The organism is Candidatus Competibacteraceae bacterium, from assembly GCA_016713505.1.
In the GTDB taxonomy this organism is placed as follows: domain Bacteria; phylum Pseudomonadota; class Gammaproteobacteria; order Competibacterales; family Competibacteraceae; genus Competibacter_A.
On sequence record JADJPA010000001.1, the window covers coordinates 2,210,212 to 2,226,608 of the forward strand.

A 16,397-nucleotide genomic window follows, 5' to 3' on the forward strand; every position below is an offset into this window, starting at 1 on the left:
TCGTAATTTCCGATTACAGTGGTTTGTTGGCAGCTTGCGCAAACGGTATTGTCCCACGCCGATGAATCCCGAAAAACCCGTGATGTTTGTTAGAATTCAGCCTGCTACGCAATCAATCCCCCGACTCAGGAGTTCCGGCTTGATCCCTGTAAACCCGGCCTCTATTCCGGTGGTCATGACGCTGGCGGGGAACGACCCCAGCGGCGGTGCTGGCCTCTGTGCCGATATCGAAACGCTCGTCAGTTTAGGCTGCCACCCCGCGCCCGTGGTCACGGCCCTGACCGTACAGGATACCCATAATGTCAAGGCGCTACTGCCGGTCGATGCCAAGCTGGTACTGGCCCAAGCGAACGCGATCCTGAATGATATGCCGGTTGCGGCCTTCAAGATCGGCGTGATCGGTAGCGCGGAGAATGCCGCCGCCCTTCATACGCTCTTGAGCGCCTATCCCAAGATCCCTGTGGTGCTCGATCCGGTGCTGGCGGCGGGCGGCGGCACCGAACTGGCCGACAAGGATCTGGTCGCCGCCATTCAAACCCTGCTGCTGCCGTTGACCACTGTCCTCACTCCCAACAGCATCGAGGCGCGTCGGCTGGCCCCCGAAGCCGATACGCTGAACGCCTGCGCCATGGCCTTGCTGGCGCGCGGCTGTCAATATGTCCTGATCACTGGCGGACACGAACCGAGCGATGAGGTCATCAACAACCTCTATGGCAATAATCGGCTGCTGGACACCTTTCGCTGGCCGCGCCTGCCGGATAGCTACCACGGTTCCGGCTGCACCTTGGCCGCCGCCATCGCGGCTTTGCTCGCACAAGGCCACGAACCGCACTCAAGCACCCCGCTTTCCGCCCTCCTTAAAGCGCAGAATTATACGTGGCGGTCGCTGGAGGCCGGTTATAAAACGGGCGGCGGACAATGGTTGCCCAACCGCCTGTTTTGGGCCACCTCTCGCGGAGATCGTTCATGAAGAAACCAGTCTGCCGAGGGCTTTACGCGATCACCGATGCCGTGTTGCTGCCCGACGAGCGGCTGCTCGCGGCGGTCGAGCAAGCGATAGTGGGCGGCGCGCGCTGGGTTCAATATCGCGACAAAAGCGAAGACGGCGGTCGGCGGCTGGCCCAAGCGCATGGCTTGAACCAGCTATGCCGGCGCCATCAGATCCCATTGATCGTCAATGACGATGTGGAACTGGCCGCTCAAGTCGGCGCGGCGGGCGTTCACATCGGCCGAGATGATCCTGCTTTTGCAACGGCCCGCGCGCGCTTGGGCGAAACCGCGCTGATCGGGATATCCTGTTACGACCGCCTGACTCTGGCGCTGGACGCCGAACGGGCCGGCGCGGATTATGTGGCGTTCGGCGCGTTTTTCCCATCGCCCACCAAACCCGACGAAATTCGCGCCCCCCTCGGCCTGCTGCGAGAAGCCAAAGTCAGCTTGAAGGTACCCGTCGTCGCCATCGGCGGCATCACGCTCGACAACGCGCCCGCACTGCTGGAAGCCGGCGCTGACGCCTTAGCGGTGATCAGCGCGGTATTCGCCCAGCCTGACATCCAGGACGCGGCTCGCCGCTTCGCCGCGCTTTTCACGTGAGGATGACCGCCATGAGCCGTTCTAAAACCTTGTTCGACGACGCGCAGCGCTATATTCCCGGCGGTGTCAATTCGCCAGTCCGGGCCTTTCGCGGCGTCGGCGGGACACCTATTTTTTTCAAACGCGGCGCGGGCGCCTATCTGTACGATGAGGACGATCGCCGTTACATCGATTATGTGGGCTCCTGGGGGCCGATGATTGCCGGCCACGCGCATCCCGCCGTGGTTGGCGCCGTTCAGGCAGCGGCCGCCGACGGCCTGAGTTTCGGCGCGCCTACCGCTATCGAGACCGTAATGGCGCGCACCATTCAAGCATTAGTACCATCCATGGAGCTGGTGCGGATGTGCAATTCCGGCACCGAAGCCACCATGAGCGCCATCCGGCTGGCGCGCGGCTTCAGTTCCCGCAACACCCTGATCAAATTCGAGGGCTGTTATCACGGCCATTCCGATTCGCTGCTGATCAAGGCGGGGTCCGGCGCGCTGACTCTGGGCGTGCCGACTTCGCCCGGCGTGCCGGAAGCGCTGGCTGCTTACACCGTCACCTTGGATTACAACGACTTGTCACAGGTTGCGGCAGTCTTCGAGCAGATCGGGGCGGAAATCGCGGGCGTCATCGTCGAGCCGGTCGCCGGCAACATGAACTGCATTCCGCCCGCGCCCGGCTTTCTGGCGGGCTTGCGCGAGCTTTGTGACCGTTATGGCAGCGTGCTGATTTTCGATGAGGTGATGACCGGCTTTAGGGTTGCGCCGGGCGGCGCGCAGGCGCTCTATGGCGTCAAGCCCGATCTGACCACGCTCGGCAAGATCATCGGCGGCGGGATGCCGGTCGGCGCGTTCGGCGGCCGGCGGGCGATCATGGAAAAACTGGCGCCGCTTGGGCCGATCTATCAAGCCGGCACGCTGTCGGGCAATCCGGTGGCGATGGCGGCGGGGTTGGCGACGCTGGACTTGATCGCCGCGCCCGGCTTCCACGACCGTCTGTCGGCCACAACCCGACAACTGTGCGATGGACTGGTCGCCGCCGCTCGTGAAGCGGGGGTGCCACTGACGGCGAATGCGGTCGGCGGCATGTTTGGGGTGTTTTTCACGCAAGAGCCGGTTACCCGCTACGCACAAGCGGTCGCCTGCGATGTCGGACGGTTCAAGGCGTTTTTTCACGGGATGCTCGCGGAAGGTGTTTACTTGGCGCCATCCGCTTTCGAGGCGGGATTTTTGTCCTCGGCCCATACCGGCGCTGATATTGACGCCACTCTCAGCGCCGCCCGCCGGGTTTTCGCGCGCATCTAAGACCAGCCCAACCGGTTTAGCGGGATTCAGCGCCGCAACCGCCAGTTACCCAACAAACCGATCGTGCCCAGGCTGATAAACAGCAGTAAATTCCACACCGGCATACTTATTCCCAGCAAGGCCCAATCGACCTTGGCACATTCGCCGGAACCGGTCAGCACTTCCCGCAGGGTCTCACCGAGCGGAAAGGTTCGCAGCATATACTCCAAGGTCGGTCCGCAGCGCGGCGCTTGGTCTGGCGGCAACTGTTGCAGCCACACATGGCGGGCCGCAATCGCCATACCGACGGTCGCCGCGAGGTCGATCAAAACGCCATAAACCTTCGCGCCTGTATCGCGCGGGTTGTGAACCGCCGCCGCCAGCAACGCCAATCCGACCGCCAGCAACGCCAGCCGCTGCAAAATACACAGCGGACAAGGCGCGATACCCTGACCGTATTGCGCGTAATAGGCATAGCCCAAGGCGAGCGCGCAGATCAGAAAACCCAACGCATTCAGCCGGCGCCGGGACAACCCGCCAACACTTCCGGCAGCGGGGTCCATTACTGAAGAATCCTGCATGATCATCCCATCAGCCTTTGAATGTTGAAGATTCAGCGATCCGAATGACCCAATGACCGCTCCGGCGCGATCAAATCGCGGAGCCGCTGCTTGACTTCCTTGGCCTCGGGAAAGCGCCCTTCCTGCTTGCGCGACCAGATCACGCGCTCGTCCGCCAGCCGGATCTCGAAAACGCCGCCCGTACCGGGCCGCAGCGCCACTTCCCCCAGCTCATCCTCGAAGGTGGTCAGCAGTTCTTGCGCCAGCCATGCGGCGCGCAACAGCCACCGGCATTGCGTGCAATAGGTGATGCTCACTCGCGGTTTTGGTTCCATGCTTGCGCCCTCAGCTTGTCGAGATAGGCCACCCCACCCAATTGCTCCATTTGCCGCTCGATCCACCGCTGGCGTTTTACCACGTAAGCGGAAGGCTTATCCACCCGATAACGCATTGGATTGGGCAACACCGCCGCCAGCCGCACGGCCTCGCCCGCCGTCAAGCGCGCCGCTGGCTTGTTGAAAAAACGCCGGCTGGCCGCTTCCACCCCGAAGGTGTAATCCCCGAACTCGGCGATATTCAAATAAACTTCCAAAATCCGTTGCTTGGGCCAAAGCAGCTCCAACAGCACGGTGAACCAGGCTTCCAAGCCCTTGCGGATGAAACTGCGCCCCGACCAGAGAAACAGATTTTTGGCCACCTGCTGGCTGATGGTGCTGGCGCCGCGCAACGGTCGGCCTTCTTCCCGATCGTCCAGCGCCTCCTGAATTTCCACGAGGTCGAAACCGTAATGCGCGGGAAACCGTTGGTCTTCACCGGCGATCACCGCCAGCGCGGCATAGGGCGAGATCGCCGTCCACGGTGTCCAATCGTAGCGGACCGCACCGCCCTGCCCCGCCCACAACGCCTTGATTCCGTTTTGGACGATCACACTCGATGTCGGCAACGGCAACCAGCGCAACGTCAGAACCAGCAGCATCGAAGCCGCCACAAAGCCCGCCAACCCGCGCCAGAACCCGCGCCAGAGCCGGACCCCTCGGCTCGGTGTGGCCGCGGGCAGCCGTCGGGCGGCGTTGAAACGGAGTGGCCACCTCCACCGCCGTTTCCTCAAAAGACCCCCCACGCCACCCCTGAAGCCATGGTTTCGCCCAAGTCCTCGCAAGACTGCAAAATAGCGGCGTTCAGCTCGCCGCGGGCGATGATCGGATCGCAGACCGGTTTTAGCGGGTAGCCGCGCGCGATGCGCTCAATGCCGCTCAGGGCGCCAGCGCCATCATTGCCGGCGCTGATGAACACGGCATACGGCAGGCCGCTGATCCGGTCCTGCGCCGGATAATAGGTGCGATCCAAAAAATTTTTCAGCGCCCCGGACATATAGCCGAAATTCTCCGGCGTACCCAGCAACAAGCCGTGCGCCCACAACAGATCGTCCAGACCGGCCCGCAACGCCATTTTCAGTCGCGTTTCGACCTCAACCACCCGCCGCGCGCCGCGCAGCACTGCCCTGGCCATGGTTCGGGTATGGCCGGTCTGGGAATGGTAAACGATCAGCAGGTGTTTGCGCGGTTCGGTCACGACAGCATCCTTCCGGTCATGTACTTGCCGCGCCACGGAATTTCCGCTATGGTTGCGGGTCTTTTACAATAGCTAAGAACGGTTGATCAGCGAGGTAGTATGTCGAAAGAAGACCATATCGAAATGGAAGGCACCGTAGTCGATACCCTGCCTAACACCATGTTCAGGGTAAAATTGGAAAACGGTCATGTGGTTACGGCGCATATTTCCGGCCGGATGCGCAAGCACTACATCCGCATCCTGACCGGCGACAAGGTCAAGGTGGAACTGACCCCTTATGATTTGAGCAAGGGGCGCATCACCTATCGCGGGCGTTGAACGCTCCGCCATCGCCTGCTTCCCCCCTGAAACGCCAGCCATCAATCCTTCCTTGCGCCGGGTTGCCGCCTGCAGCCGCGTTTCGACCTACGGCACCGCTTCTTCTTCGGCAATTTCCACTTGCAGGTCGCCATCGCGCACGGTGACGGCGACATGACCGCCGTTCACCAGCCGGCCAAACAGCAATTCCTCGGCCAGCTTCCGCTTGATGTTTTCCTGAATGATCCGCGCCATCGGCCGCGCGCCCATCTTGGGATCGTAACCGTGATCGGCCAGCCAAGCCCGCCCCGCCCGATCCACTTCCACGGTGACTTTCTTGGATTCCAACTGAGCTTCCAGTTCGATCAAGAATTTGTCGACCACTTGCGCGATGGTGACCGGCGTCAAGCCTTTGAATTGGACGATGGCGTCCAGCCGGTTGCGGAACTCCGGCGAGAACAGCCGTTTGATCGCTTCCATGCCGTCCGTGCTGTGATCCTGCATCGTAAAACCGATCGAGGGCCGGTCCATTTGCTCGGCGCCGGCGTTGGTGGTCATGACGACGATGACGTTGCGAAAATCCGCCTTGCGGCCGTTGTTGTCGGTCAGGGTGCCGTGGTCCATCACCTGCAACAGTAGGTTGAATACATCGGGATGCGCCTTTTCGACCTCGTCCAACAGCAACACCGCGTGCGGGTGCTTGAGAATGGCGTCGGTCATCAGGCCGCCCTGATCGAAACCGACGTAGCCGGGCGGCGCGCCGATCAACCGCGAGACGGTGTGCCGTTCCATGTATTCGGACATATCGAAACGAATCAGCTCGATGCCCATGATCCGGGCGAGCTGGCGGGTAACCTCGGTCTTGCCGACCCCGGTCGGGCCGGCGAACAGGAAAGAGCCGATCGGCTTCTGTTCGTTGCCCAAGCCGGCGCGCGCCATCTTGATGGCGTTGGCCAGCATGTCGATGGCCTCGTCCTGACCGAACACCACCAATTTGAGATCCCGCTCCAAATTACGCAGCACGTCCTTGTCCGAGGATGAGACCGTCTTGGGCGGAATGCGGGCGATCTTGGCGATGATGGTTTCGACATCGATCACGTTGATCACTTTCTTACGCTTGGCGACCGGCAGCAACCGCTGGCTGGCACCGGCTTCGTCGATCACATCGATGGCCTTATCGGGCAGATGGCGGTCGTTGATATAGCGCGCCGACAGCTCCACCGCCGCCCGCAACGCCTTATCGGCATACTTGACGTCGTGGTGCTCCTCGAACCGGGTCTTGAGGCCGCGCAAAATCTGATAAGTTTCCTCGATGGACGGCTCGGACACGTCGATTTTCTGGAAGCGCCGGGCCAGCGCCCGGTCTTTCTCGAAGATGCCGCGATATTCTTGATAGGTGGTCGAGCCGATGCATTTCAGATCGCCCGAGGCCAGCATCGGCTTGATCAGGTTGGAGGCATCCATTACCCCGCCGGAAGCCGCGCCGGCGCCGATGATGGTATGAATCTCGTCGATGAACAGGACCGCATTCCGCTCCTTGCGCAGTTGCGCCAACACCGATTTCAGCCGCTTTTCAAAATCGCCACGATATTTGGTGCCCGCCACCAGGGAACCTAAATCCAGCGCATAAATAGTGGCGTTGCGCAGCACGTCCGGCACTTCGCCATCCACGATCATCTTGGCCAGCCCCTCGGCGATGGCGGTCTTGCCGACTCCGGCCTCGCCGACGAACAGCGGATTGTTCTTGCGCCGCCGGCACAGGATCTGCACGGTGCGCTCGACCTCCTCACGGCGACCGATCAAGGGATCGATGCGGCCTTGCCGGGCCATTTCATTGAGGTTGGAGGCAAAGTTTTCCAGCGGCTTGGCATTCTGGTTTTCGGTGTTCTCCTCGCTTTGCGGCGCGGCGGAATCCTGTTCGTCGGAATTTTTCGAAATGCCGTGGGAGATAAAATTCACCACGTCCAACCGGCTGATTTCCTGCTGCTTCAACAGATACACCGCCTGCGATTCCTGCTCCCCGAAGATCGCCACCAGCACGTTGGCGCCGGTCACTTCCTTGTTGCCGGAGGATTGCACGTGCAGCACCGCACGTTGCAGCACGCGTTGGAACCCCAGCGTCGGTTGGGTCTCGCGCGGGTCATCGGAGCTCAGCACCGGGGTGTTGTCGCGGATGAAGGTCTGCAAGTCACGTTTCAGCTTGTCCAGATGGGCGCCGCACGCCCGCAATACTTCGGAAGCCGCCGGATTGTCCAGCAGCGCCAACAACAAATGCTCCACGGTCATGAACTCATGGCGCCGATCTCGCGCCTCGCGGAAAGCAAGATTGATGGAAAATTCCAGATCCTTGCTTAACATAACTCACACCTCGAATCGCGCTGGGGTGATGGGATTCAAGCCTCTTCTAGGGTACATAACAACGGATGCTGGTGCCGGCGGGAGAACTCGTTCACCTGCGCTACCTTAGTTTCCGCAATATCATGAGTATAGACCCCGCACACCCCTCGACCACGAGTATGAACGTGCAACATGATTTGGGTCGCTTTCTCCCGGTTCATTGCGAAAAAATTCTCCAGAATCTGCACCACGAAATCCATCGGAGTATAGTCGTCATTCAGCAAAACCACCTTGTACAGTCGCGGCTGCTTCAGCTTGGGCTTGGCCGGTTCCACCACGAGGCCGCGATCTGGATGGGAAGATGAGGACCGTTCCTGACTCATGCCGCTCGTATTGCTTTTGCTGATGACGAATGAATGATATTCGGGCGCCTGACGGCGGCACAAGAACCCCTGTGCCGACGGTTGTCATGGACTGACATTTAGATAATACGCGGCCTATAAGTTTCCTCAAGGGCCTTTCGCATTTAAAAATCCGGGCGATGCGCAGACCCGTAACGTACCTGATAATCGCGCATCGTTTTCAGGTAGGTCGCATGATTCGGCCGTTCGGCCAGATAAACCACCACGTCGTTCAGGCTGACGATACTGGTTACCGCGATGCCGTGGGCGCGCTCGACTTCCTGCACCGCCGACAGCTCGCCCTGGCCGCGCTCTTGCCGGTCCAACGCGATCAAAACACCCGCCGGAATAGCCTGGTGAGCGTTTAAAATATCCATCGTTTCGCGGATGGCGGTGCCGGCGGTGATGACATCATCCACGATCAGCACTCGACCCTGCAACGGCGCGCCGACGAGCGTTCCGCCTTCACCGTGATCCTTAGCTTCCTTGCGGTTGAAGCACCAAGGCAGGTCGCGGCCGTGCTGTTCGGCCAGCGCGATGGCGACCGCCGACACCAGCGGAATGCCTTTGTAGGCCGGACCGAACAAGGTGTCGAATTGCAAGTCGGCAGCGGCGATGGCGGCGGCGTAGTACCGACCCAACCGCGCCAGCGCCGCGCCGCTGGCGAACGCGCCGGCGTTGAAAAAATAGGGGCTGATCCGCCCGGATTTCAGGGTAAATTCGCCAAAGCGCAGCACGCCCCGGCCGATGGCGAAATCGAGAAAGTCCCGCTGATAGTCTCGCATGGTGGTTAATTCCGGCTTTGGAAAGATAAATCTCGTTATCATAACGCGCTTTATCACCCATTCAGTGGAGCATCAGCGTCTCATGCGAGTCATCACGCTCAATGTCAACGGCATTCGATCCGCCGCTAGCAAGAGCCTTTATCCTTGGTTGAAGGAGCAAAAAGCGGATGTGGTCTGCTTGCAGGAGACCCGCGCGCAAAGCCAGCAGTTGCCCCCCGCGCATTACCATCCGGTCGGCTACCACTGCTCCTATCACGACGCCAAGCGCCGGGGCTACAGCGGCGTCGCGCTGTACGCGCGGCGCGAGCCGGATGAGGTTCTGACCGGTTTGGGTTGGCCGGAATGCGATACGGAAGGCCGCTGGCTGGAAGCGCGCTTCAGCGCGCTCAGCGTGGTTTCCTTATATCTACCCTCCGGCTCCGCCAGCCCCGAACGGCAGGCGGTGAAATTCGACTTTCTGAAACGCTTGGTCAAACCGCTCCAAGCGCTGCGCGCCAGCGGCCGCCACATCATCCTCTGCGGCGACTGGAACATCGCGCACCGGGAAATCGACCTGAAAAACTGGCGGGCCAACCGCAACCATTCCGGCTTTCTGCCCGAGGAACGCGCCTGGATGAGCAAATTGTTCGGTTCGCTGGGCTGGGTCGACGCCTTTCGGGTCGTCGATCCGCGCCCCGATCAATACACCTGGTGGTCGAACCGCGGCCGGGCGCGCGACAACAATGTCGGCTGGCGGATCGACTATCAAGTCATCACGCCGGGCTTGGCGAAAAAGGTGCGCGCCGCCGCCATCTACCGCGACCAGCGCTTTTCCGATCATGCGCCCCTGACGCTGGATTACGATTATGACTTCTGAAACCGAGCGGCGCTCCGGCGGCGATATTCTGCGAATTTTTCTCAGCGGGCGGATGCTGGCCGCGCTGTTGATGGGCTTTTCCTCCGGCTTGCCGCTGCTACTGGCCACCGGATCGGTATTGCAGGCGTGGCTGAAGGAGGCCGGCGTCGATCTCGGCACCATCGGCTTGTTCGCGCTGGTCGGCTTGCCCTACACCCTGAAATTTCTGTGGGCGCCGCTGCTGGATCGTTTCGCTCCCATCGCCAGCATGGGCCGGCGGCGCGGCTGGCTGCTGCTGATCCAACTGACACTGATGGCGGCCATCGTCGGTTTGGGTTTTACCGACCCTTATGAGAGTTTGCCGCTGGTCACGCTGGCGGCGTTTCTGGTGGCGTTCTTTTCCGCCTCGCAAGACATCGTGATCGATGCCTACCGGCGCGAATCGTTGAGCGACGAGGAACAAGGCTTGGGCGCGTCGCTTTATGTCAACGGTTACCGAATCGGTTTGTTGCTGTCCTCCGGCGGCGGGTTGATCTTGGCCGACTTCATCCCCTTCTCCGCTGTATATTGGGTGATGGCGGCGGCGATGCTGCCCGGTCTGATCACGACGCTGTTTTGCGTCGAACCGCTGGTGCCGGCCGGCACGCCCCGCACTTTGCGCGAGGCGGTGGTGCAGCCGTTCGTGGAGTATTTCTCGCGCCAGGACGCCGCGCTGGTTTTGCTGTTCGTGCTGCTGTACAAGGTCGGCGAGATGATGGCGAGTCAAATGACCACGCCGTTTTATCTGGATCTCGGCTTTAGCAAGACCGAAATCGGCACCATCGTCAAATTGTTTGGTTTCTGGGCGACGGTGATCGGCGGTCTGCTCGGCGGCGTCTTGATATTGCGCCTGGGTCAATATCGCGCGCTGTGGCTGTTTGGGGTATTGCAGGCGATCGGCTTGATCGGCTTCGTGATTCTGGCGCGGCTCGGTCACAGTCTGCCGGGGCTGGCGCTGGCGATCACCAGCGAGAACCTGTTCAGCGGCATGGCGACCACGGCTTATGTGGCGTTCATGGCCACGCTCACCAACAAGAAATTCACCGCCACTCAGTACGCCTTGCTCAGCAGCCTAATGGGCATTCCCCGCGTGGTGGTCAACACTCCGACCGGCTATCTGGCCCAATGGCTGGGCTGGGAAGGCTTCTTTCTGTTTTGCATGGCGGCCACGGTGCCGGGCTTATGGCTACTGACCCGGTTTCGGAGTTGGATGGAGGCGGAACAGTCCGGGGCAATGCCGCAACCCGCCATCGCCAAAACCGGCGGCCGCTAATCACGTCAGCGGCAAGCGCGCGACCATCACCCCGGCGTCGTCCGGACAGACCGCGATGCTGAAACCCATGGCCCGGCACAGCGCCAGCATCGGCTCGTTTTCCCGCAGGATTTCTCCGAACAACTCGCGAAAGCCTCTCTCTTTCGCGTAACGGATCAGCCGGCGCAGCAGCAGGCTACCAAGCCCGATCCCGGTCGCGGCCCGCAACAGGACGATGGCGAACTCGGCCCGCTCGCCGTCGGCGTCGCGCATCAACCGCGCCACCCCGCAGCTTTCCAGCGGCCGGTCGGGCCGCTGGCGGAACACCACCAGCGCCATATCGCGTTCGTAGTCGATTTGCGTCAAGCGAGCGGCTTCCTCATGGATCAGTTCCGTGACCGTGCGCATGAAGCGCATCCGCACTTCCTCGGTCGATAACTGCTTGAACGAGGCTACAAAAGCCGGTTCATCTTCCGGCCGCACCGGGCGAATCAACAGGACCGAACCGTCCGGCAATGAAACGGTCTCTTCCAATTCGCGCGGATAGGGCCGGATCGCCAGCCGCTCGTGGGGCGGAAATCCCGTCGCCGCGAGCCGAATTCGAGCGGCTTCCACGCTCGCTCCGTCTGTGCTTAACAGGATCGGATTCAGTTCCAATTCAACGACTTCACCAAAATCCACGATCAGCCGCGAAACCTTGACCAGCAGCAAAATGACGCTATCCAACACGCCGGGCAGCGCGGCGTCGGCCTCGCATAGCCGATGATAAAGCCGCGAATGCCGGATCGCCTCGCGCGCCAGCGTCGGATCGAGCGGCGGTAGCGCAACAGTGGCTCCATCGGCCCAACGAGCGTCACGCTCGGCCGATGCCAGCAGCAATACCGGGCCGAACAGCGCATCCTCGACCATGCGCAGGCTCAGCATTAACGGGCGGCCCACCGGCTTAAACCCCGGCAGCGACATCGAAATCCCGTAAGCGTCCAGCAAGGCGCCGGCCTCCGAACCGTCCAACACATCGCGACCCGCCGCCGACAGAGCGTCAATCCGTTGCCGGGCGGCGTTCAGACCGGCGCTTGCAGGTTCCGGCAACCAAGCTGGCGTCGCCATCAAACCGATACGGTTTTGCTGGCGACGCCAGCACTGCATGAAAGCGCGAACCGCCTCATCCGGCGTGTCGTAAGTCGGGATGTGGCGCGCGTGCCGATGTTGTCGGGCAGCGCGGGCGCTAGCCGCGCCCAGCCAGCAGGCCAACACGCCAGGCCGCGATCCGCCGCGCTCGTCCCAACGGCTCACGGTCTCGGCTAGCGCTACAGCGGTGTCTTCGGCTGAAACTCGCACGTTGGGCGAATGCAATACCAACACGCAATCGGCATCGCCCTCTCGCAGCAGAATCTCCACAACGGCAACGTAGCGCTCCACGCCGGCATCATCGCCCAAATCGAGCGGATTCTGGGGCTTGATGGCGACCGGTGAGAGGCGTCGCAACGCATTCTCAGTCTCTTGACTGAATCGGGCCAGATGGCCGCCTTCGACCAGCAAGGTATCCGCAGCCAGCAGACCCAACAGCCGACTGTTACCGACAATCGCCAGCCGGTCGCCCGCAATCGGCGTATCAAACACCAGCGTCGCGCCGACCCAGCACAAATCCGGCAGCGACGGCAGCCGCAATACTCCAGCCCGGTGGAAAGCGGCCTCATAAACCGCATCGGCCTGACGAGAGACCGCATCGTGGCCCCGACCGGCGCGCACCACCAGCACCGGTTTGACGCGCGCCGCCGCCCGCGCCGCCGACAGGAACGGTCGGACGTGCTCCACGGTTTCCAGCACCAACAGAATGACGTGGGTATCCGCATCATCGATCAGACGATCCAACAGATCGGCGATATCGATATCGATCTGTCCGCCCAAGGTGACGATGTGGGAAAAGCCGATACCCTGAGTGTTGGCCCACTCGATGATCGGCGACAGCGCCGCCGAGGACTGGGAAAGCAAGGCTAGGTGGCCGGGCAAAGGCGCTTGAGGAACGAGCGAGGCATTAAAGCCGCGGCGCGGCGAGATGAGTTCACCGCCGGGGCCGAGAATACTCAAGCTGTAGGAGCGCGCGGCTTTCCGTAAAGCCCCGCGCAAAACCGCCGTCTCATCGCTGCCACGAAAATTGTAAGGTGTCGCAATCATTACGGCCTTGATCCCGCAGCGACCCGCTTCAAGCAACAGCCTGGGAATCGTGCGCACCGGCGTGGCGATAACCGCCAACTCCGGCGTGCCCGGCAGATCGGCGAGCCGTCGGTAAGCCGGCCGGTCGCGCACCTGGCGATGACGGCGGTTGACGAAAAACACCTCGCCCTTGAAATCACCGGCCAACAGGTTTCGAGCCAACGCCTCACCGAGCGAACCGAGCCGTTCGCTGGCCCCGACCAACGCGACGGAAGCCGGATCGTACAGATAGCGCAAATAACGGACGGACATCGCCCTAACTCCTTACCCTAAGTGAAGTAAGGATATACGGTGCGGCCATCGGAAATGCAACGACCTTCCGAACGGACGGCGGGACCGAGCGCCATCACTTCAGGATGCGGGCCACAAGCCTCAATCGTTGCAATTGCGCCTAATCCAACGTATCAAGCCGCCAAAAGCAATTTGCTTTGCACTCGTTCGCCACGCTAGCGCACCGATGCTGAAACAAGATTTTGTCAGGCTGTTAACGATCATGGTGATGCTGCTCGTTCATGCCCTGGGGGTGCTGCCGTCGCTGGCGTGAGAACCGCGCAAGGTGCGATTGCCTGGGCGGTTTCGCTGCTGACTTTTCCCTACATCGCGTTGCCGATGTATTGGATTTTGGCCGTAACCGCTTCCACGCCGCGGCTCAGCTTCGAGGTGATGGCGGTGGTAGCGGATCGCACTTTCGCCGGTCAAGTGGAAATCATGCTAGAGCGGGATTTCCAGCGGAGCAGACGGGCCTGCGCCGCCGATCTGCGGAGCCGGAATCAAGTAACTCCGAGTCACCGATCCGCCGCTTTCGAACAAACGGACCCCAAGGAGCAACCACCACATCCGCCAGGGGCTGGCGGCTTTCGGTTCAAACCATCCATTTCTTGTCGACAACCGTTCGCACGGAATAGCCGAGCGGGAATAAAAGACCGCAACAAGGCCAGCGCGGCAATGGCCACGATCAGAAAAGCGAGCGCGTCTTGCCACATCTCAGCCGCCTGCCATTGCCAATGCGACCCGATAGGTAATGAAGGCCGCGATATAGGCCAACGCCATCAGATAGACGAACATGAACACGGCCCAGCGCCAGGAATTGGTCTCGCGGCGGACGGCGGCCAGCGTCGCCAGGCACTGCGGGGCGAACACGTACCACGCCAGCAGCGAGAGCGCCGTCGCCAAGCTCCAGTTCTGAGCCAGCGTCGCCGACAGCGCCTCTCTCACCATCCCTTCATCGCCGCTTAGGGCATAGACGGTGCCAAGCGCCGCCACCGCCACCTCGCGCGCCGCCAGACCCGGCACCAAGGCGATGGCGATTTGCCAGTTGAAGCCGATGGGGGCCAGCAGCGGTTCCAGCCCGCGTCCGATCATGCCGGCGAAGCTGTAATAAATTGCTGGTTCTGTCGCCCCCGCTGGCGGCGCGGGAAAGGTCGAGAGAAACCAGAGAACCACCATCAGGCTCAGGATGATGGTGCCGATCCGCCGCATGAAGATTTTAACCCGATCCCACAAGCCGAGCAGCACGTTGGCGGGATTCGGCCATTTGTAGCTTGGCAACTCCATCAGCAACGGTTGCCGGCCGCCTTTCAGCAACGTCAGCCGCAATGCGGCCGCCGCCACCAGCGCGCCGACGATGCCGGTCGCGTACAACCCGAACATGACCAAACCTTGCAAGCCAACGCCGCCCCAGACCGTAACGTTGGGGATAAACGCGGCGATCAGCAACACATACACCGGCAGCCGCGCCGAGCAGGTCATCAACGGCGCAATCAGAATGGTGACCAAGCGATCCAGCGGATGGGCGATGGCGCGGGTCGCCATGATGCCGGGAACGGCGCAGGCGAAACTGGATAACAAGGGAATGAAAGCCCGCCCGTTCAGGCCCGCCGCGCTCATCAGACGATCCATCAAAAACGCGGCGCGGGTCATGTAGCCGGAATCTTCCAGCAGCAGGATGAACAGAAACAGAATCAGAATTTGCGGCAGGAAAACCACTACCCCACCGACGCCGGCAATGATGCCATCGACCAGCAGGCTTTTCAGCAAACTGTCTGGCAGGTGTGCGCCAAGCCACTGCCGCACGCCGGTCACGCCGCCGTCGATCCAGTCCATCGGCGTTTGCGCCCAACCGAACACCGCCTGAAACATCAGAAACAGCAACGCAAGCAAGATCGCTGGACCGGCTATCGGATGCAGCAGCACGCCATCCAGTTGGCGGGTGAAACGCGCCGGCGCACCTTCCTGGACTACGGCTTCCCGCAGCACCCTTTCGACTTCTCGATGATAAGCGCGGATGGCGTTCGGCGAGGGCTCTTGCCAGCCGGCGATGGCGGTAGCGCCATCGCCGGCTACCGAACGACCGAGCAACGCATCGATTTGGCCGAGCAGGTCTTGAACGCCGCTTTTACGCATGGCGACGGTGGTCACCACCGGAATGCCCAACTCGCGGGACAGCGCCTCGGTATCGATCCGGCAGCCGCGCTTCCGGGCAATGTCCATCATGTTGAGCGCCAGAATCAGCGGCCGGCCCAGCGGGCGGAGCTCCAGCAGCAGCCGCAAGTGCTGGTTGAGATTGGTGGCGTCGGTCACGCAAACGATGGCGTCCGGCAGGGTTTCCCGCTGCTGCCGGCCGAGCACCACATCGCGAGTGATCGCCTCGTCGGGGCTGCGGGCGCGCAGGCTGTAGCTGCCGGGCAGGTCCAGTACTTCGACCGCGTGGCCGGCGGGCGTGTGCAGAAAACCGCTCTTGCGCTCGACGGTGACGCCGGGGTAGTTGGCGGTTTTTTGTCGGCCGCCGGTCAGGGTATTGAACAGCGTGGTCTTGCCGCTGTTGGGCGGGCCGACCAAGGCGATACGCGCGGATCTGAATCCATCCACGGCCAGCGTTGAGGCGGTCATGATGGCGCGCACTCCAGGACGACTGGTCCCGCGTTCGTCACTGGCTCAAGCAGCGGGCCGACCAGTACGGCGTCGGCCTCACGACGGCGCAAGGCGACGGTCATGGTTTGATTGATGCGCACCGCCAGCGGGTCGCGTCCCAGCAAGCCATAATGCAAAACTTCAACGGCCGCGCCTTCGACAAAACCCATTTCCAGCAAGCCACGTTCGATGTCGCGTTGATCCTTGTCATCACTGCCCCGCACCGCCAGAATGCGGCCTAGACCGCCGCGCCGCATCTGGCTCAAACACTGGGTCGGACTTGCCGCACCGATAGAGTGAGGCTCGGAGCCGGACGGCGCCGGTTCGCGCATTT

16 protein-coding genes are annotated in these 16,397 nt (G+C 61.7%); 6 read left to right on the forward strand and 10 right to left on the reverse strand.

Annotated elements, in window-relative coordinates; all coding sequences use genetic code 11:
- The first annotated feature begins 82 nt into the window (after positions 1–82).
- From IPK09_10060 to hemL, 3 genes are read left to right on the forward strand one after another with little or no spacing between them, the layout of a single operon-like run.
- A complete protein-coding gene (locus IPK09_10060) occupies positions 83–970 on the forward strand; it encodes a hydroxymethylpyrimidine/phosphomethylpyrimidine kinase (protein MBK7983958.1) in 888 nt (295 codons plus the stop codon).
- Positions 967–1,593 carry a thiamine phosphate synthase gene (locus IPK09_10065; protein ID MBK7983959.1) on the forward strand — a complete coding sequence of 209 codons (627 nt, stop codon included), beginning with the start codon at positions 967–969 and terminating at the stop codon, positions 1,591–1,593. The genes IPK09_10060 and IPK09_10065 overlap by 4 nt, the downstream gene beginning before the upstream one ends.
- Positions 1,594–1,595: 2 nt before the next feature.
- Complete coding sequence (hemL, locus tag IPK09_10070) at positions 1,596–2,882, forward strand: glutamate-1-semialdehyde 2,1-aminomutase (GenBank protein ID MBK7983960.1); 1,287 nt, start codon at positions 1,596–1,598, stop codon at positions 2,880–2,882.
- A 26-nt stretch (positions 2,883–2,908) separates the two neighbouring features.
- Here hemL and IPK09_10075 read toward each other — a convergent pair whose 3' ends face one another.
- Genes IPK09_10075 through IPK09_10090 form a run of 4 tightly spaced genes read right to left on the reverse strand, consistent with a single transcriptional unit; the run spans position 2,909 to position 4,993 of the window.
- Positions 2,909–3,424 (reverse strand): disulfide bond formation protein B, encoded by a 516-nt coding sequence (locus IPK09_10075; GenBank protein ID MBK7983961.1) that lies wholly within the window; start codon positions 3,422–3,424, stop codon positions 2,909–2,911.
- 50 nt (positions 3,425–3,474) lie between these two features.
- Entirely contained in the window at positions 3,475–3,756 is a 282-nt protein-coding gene (locus IPK09_10080; protein ID MBK7983962.1) for a SelT/SelW/SelH family protein, read from the reverse strand.
- Positions 3,735–4,478: a monofunctional biosynthetic peptidoglycan transglycosylase gene (gene mtgA, locus IPK09_10085; GenBank protein MBK7983963.1), complete on the reverse strand. Its 744-nt coding sequence runs from the start codon at positions 4,476–4,478 to the stop codon at positions 3,735–3,737. Before mtgA ends, IPK09_10080 begins: the two co-directional genes overlap by 22 nt.
- Before the next feature lie 47 nt (positions 4,479–4,525).
- Positions 4,526–4,993, reverse strand: a complete 468-nt coding sequence (locus IPK09_10090; GenBank protein ID MBK7983964.1) for a flavodoxin family protein — start codon at positions 4,991–4,993, stop codon at positions 4,526–4,528.
- A gap of 99 nt (positions 4,994–5,092) precedes the next feature.
- Between IPK09_10090 and infA the strand changes: the two genes are divergently transcribed.
- Positions 5,093–5,311, forward strand: coding sequence for a translation initiation factor IF-1 (gene infA / locus IPK09_10095; GenBank protein ID MBK7983965.1), 219 nt, complete (start codon positions 5,093–5,095; stop codon positions 5,309–5,311).
- A gap of 87 nt (positions 5,312–5,398) precedes the next feature.
- On the opposite strand, the gene clpA is transcribed toward infA, so the two are convergent.
- From clpA to pyrE, 3 genes are all read right to left on the reverse strand, one after another.
- On the reverse strand, positions 5,399–7,648 hold the full coding sequence (clpA, locus tag IPK09_10100; GenBank protein MBK7983966.1) for an ATP-dependent Clp protease ATP-binding subunit ClpA: 2,250 nt from the start codon (positions 7,646–7,648) through the stop codon (positions 5,399–5,401).
- A 35-nt stretch (positions 7,649–7,683) separates the two neighbouring features.
- Entirely contained in the window at positions 7,684–8,010 is a 327-nt protein-coding gene (gene clpS, locus IPK09_10105; protein ID MBK7983967.1) for an ATP-dependent Clp protease adapter ClpS, read from the reverse strand.
- A 143-nt stretch (positions 8,011–8,153) separates the two neighbouring features.
- The gene (gene pyrE / locus IPK09_10110; GenBank protein MBK7983968.1) at positions 8,154–8,813 is read right to left on the reverse strand and encodes an orotate phosphoribosyltransferase; all 660 of its coding nucleotides are present in this window, start codon (positions 8,811–8,813) and stop codon (positions 8,154–8,156) included.
- A gap of 82 nt (positions 8,814–8,895) precedes the next feature.
- On the opposite strand from pyrE, the gene xth reads away from it, so the two are divergent.
- Both xth and IPK09_10120 read left to right on the forward strand, forming a co-directional pair.
- Positions 8,896–9,669 (forward strand): exodeoxyribonuclease III, encoded by a 774-nt coding sequence (gene xth, locus IPK09_10115; protein ID MBK7983969.1) that lies wholly within the window; start codon positions 8,896–8,898, stop codon positions 9,667–9,669.
- Positions 9,659–10,960: an AmpG family muropeptide MFS transporter gene (locus IPK09_10120; GenBank protein ID MBK7983970.1), complete on the forward strand. Its 1,302-nt coding sequence runs from the start codon at positions 9,659–9,661 to the stop codon at positions 10,958–10,960. The genes xth and IPK09_10120 overlap by 11 nt, the downstream gene beginning before the upstream one ends.
- On the opposite strand, the gene IPK09_10125 is transcribed toward IPK09_10120, so the two are convergent.
- The 3 genes from IPK09_10125 to IPK09_10135 form a co-directional block, all read right to left on the reverse strand.
- Positions 10,961–13,405 carry a GNAT family N-acetyltransferase gene (locus tag IPK09_10125; GenBank protein ID MBK7983971.1) on the reverse strand — a complete coding sequence of 815 codons (2,445 nt, stop codon included), beginning with the start codon at positions 13,403–13,405 and terminating at the stop codon, positions 10,961–10,963.
- 732 nt (positions 13,406–14,137) lie between these two features.
- The gene (locus IPK09_10130) at positions 14,138–16,042 is read right to left on the reverse strand and encodes a ferrous iron transporter B (protein ID MBK7983972.1); all 1,905 of its coding nucleotides are present in this window, start codon (positions 16,040–16,042) and stop codon (positions 14,138–14,140) included.
- The gene (locus tag IPK09_10135; GenBank protein ID MBK7983973.1) at positions 16,039–16,395 is read right to left on the reverse strand and encodes a ferrous iron transport protein A; all 357 of its coding nucleotides are present in this window, start codon (positions 16,393–16,395) and stop codon (positions 16,039–16,041) included. The genes IPK09_10130 and IPK09_10135 overlap by 4 nt, the downstream gene beginning before the upstream one ends.
- Positions 16,396–16,397: the final 2 nt, after the last annotated feature.

Bases quoted from the DNA above. Each gene is read 5' to 3' on its own strand.
- IPK09_10135 (MBK7983973.1), bottom strand. From the start codon at position 16,395: ATGCGCGAACCGGCGCCGTCCGGCTCCGAGCCTCACTCTATCGGTGCG.
- hemL (MBK7983960.1), top strand. From the start codon at position 1,596: ATGACCGCCATGAGCCGTTCTAAAACCTTGTTCGACGACGCGCAGCGC.
- IPK09_10130 (MBK7983972.1), bottom strand. From the start codon at position 16,042: ATGACCGCCTCAACGCTGGCCGTGGATGGATTCAGATCCGCGCGTATC.
- clpA (MBK7983966.1), bottom strand. From the start codon at position 7,648: ATGTTAAGCAAGGATCTGGAATTTTCCATCAATCTTGCTTTCCGCGAG.
- IPK09_10065 (MBK7983959.1), top strand. From the start codon at position 967: ATGAAGAAACCAGTCTGCCGAGGGCTTTACGCGATCACCGATGCCGTG.
- xth (MBK7983969.1), top strand. From the start codon at position 8,896: ATGCGAGTCATCACGCTCAATGTCAACGGCATTCGATCCGCCGCTAGC.
- clpS (MBK7983967.1), bottom strand. From the start codon at position 8,010: ATGAGTCAGGAACGGTCCTCATCTTCCCATCCAGATCGCGGCCTCGTG.
- IPK09_10080 (MBK7983962.1), bottom strand. From the start codon at position 3,756: ATGGAACCAAAACCGCGAGTGAGCATCACCTATTGCACGCAATGCCGG.
- IPK09_10060 (MBK7983958.1), top strand. From the start codon at position 83: ATGTTTGTTAGAATTCAGCCTGCTACGCAATCAATCCCCCGACTCAGG.
- IPK09_10125 (MBK7983971.1), bottom strand. From the start codon at position 13,405: ATGTCCGTCCGTTATTTGCGCTATCTGTACGATCCGGCTTCCGTCGCG.
- IPK09_10075 (MBK7983961.1), bottom strand. From the start codon at position 3,424: ATGGACCCCGCTGCCGGAAGTGTTGGCGGGTTGTCCCGGCGCCGGCTG.
- IPK09_10120 (MBK7983970.1), top strand. From the start codon at position 9,659: ATGACTTCTGAAACCGAGCGGCGCTCCGGCGGCGATATTCTGCGAATT.
- pyrE (MBK7983968.1), bottom strand. From the start codon at position 8,813: ATGCGAGACTATCAGCGGGACTTTCTCGATTTCGCCATCGGCCGGGGC.
- infA (MBK7983965.1), top strand. From the start codon at position 5,093: ATGTCGAAAGAAGACCATATCGAAATGGAAGGCACCGTAGTCGATACC.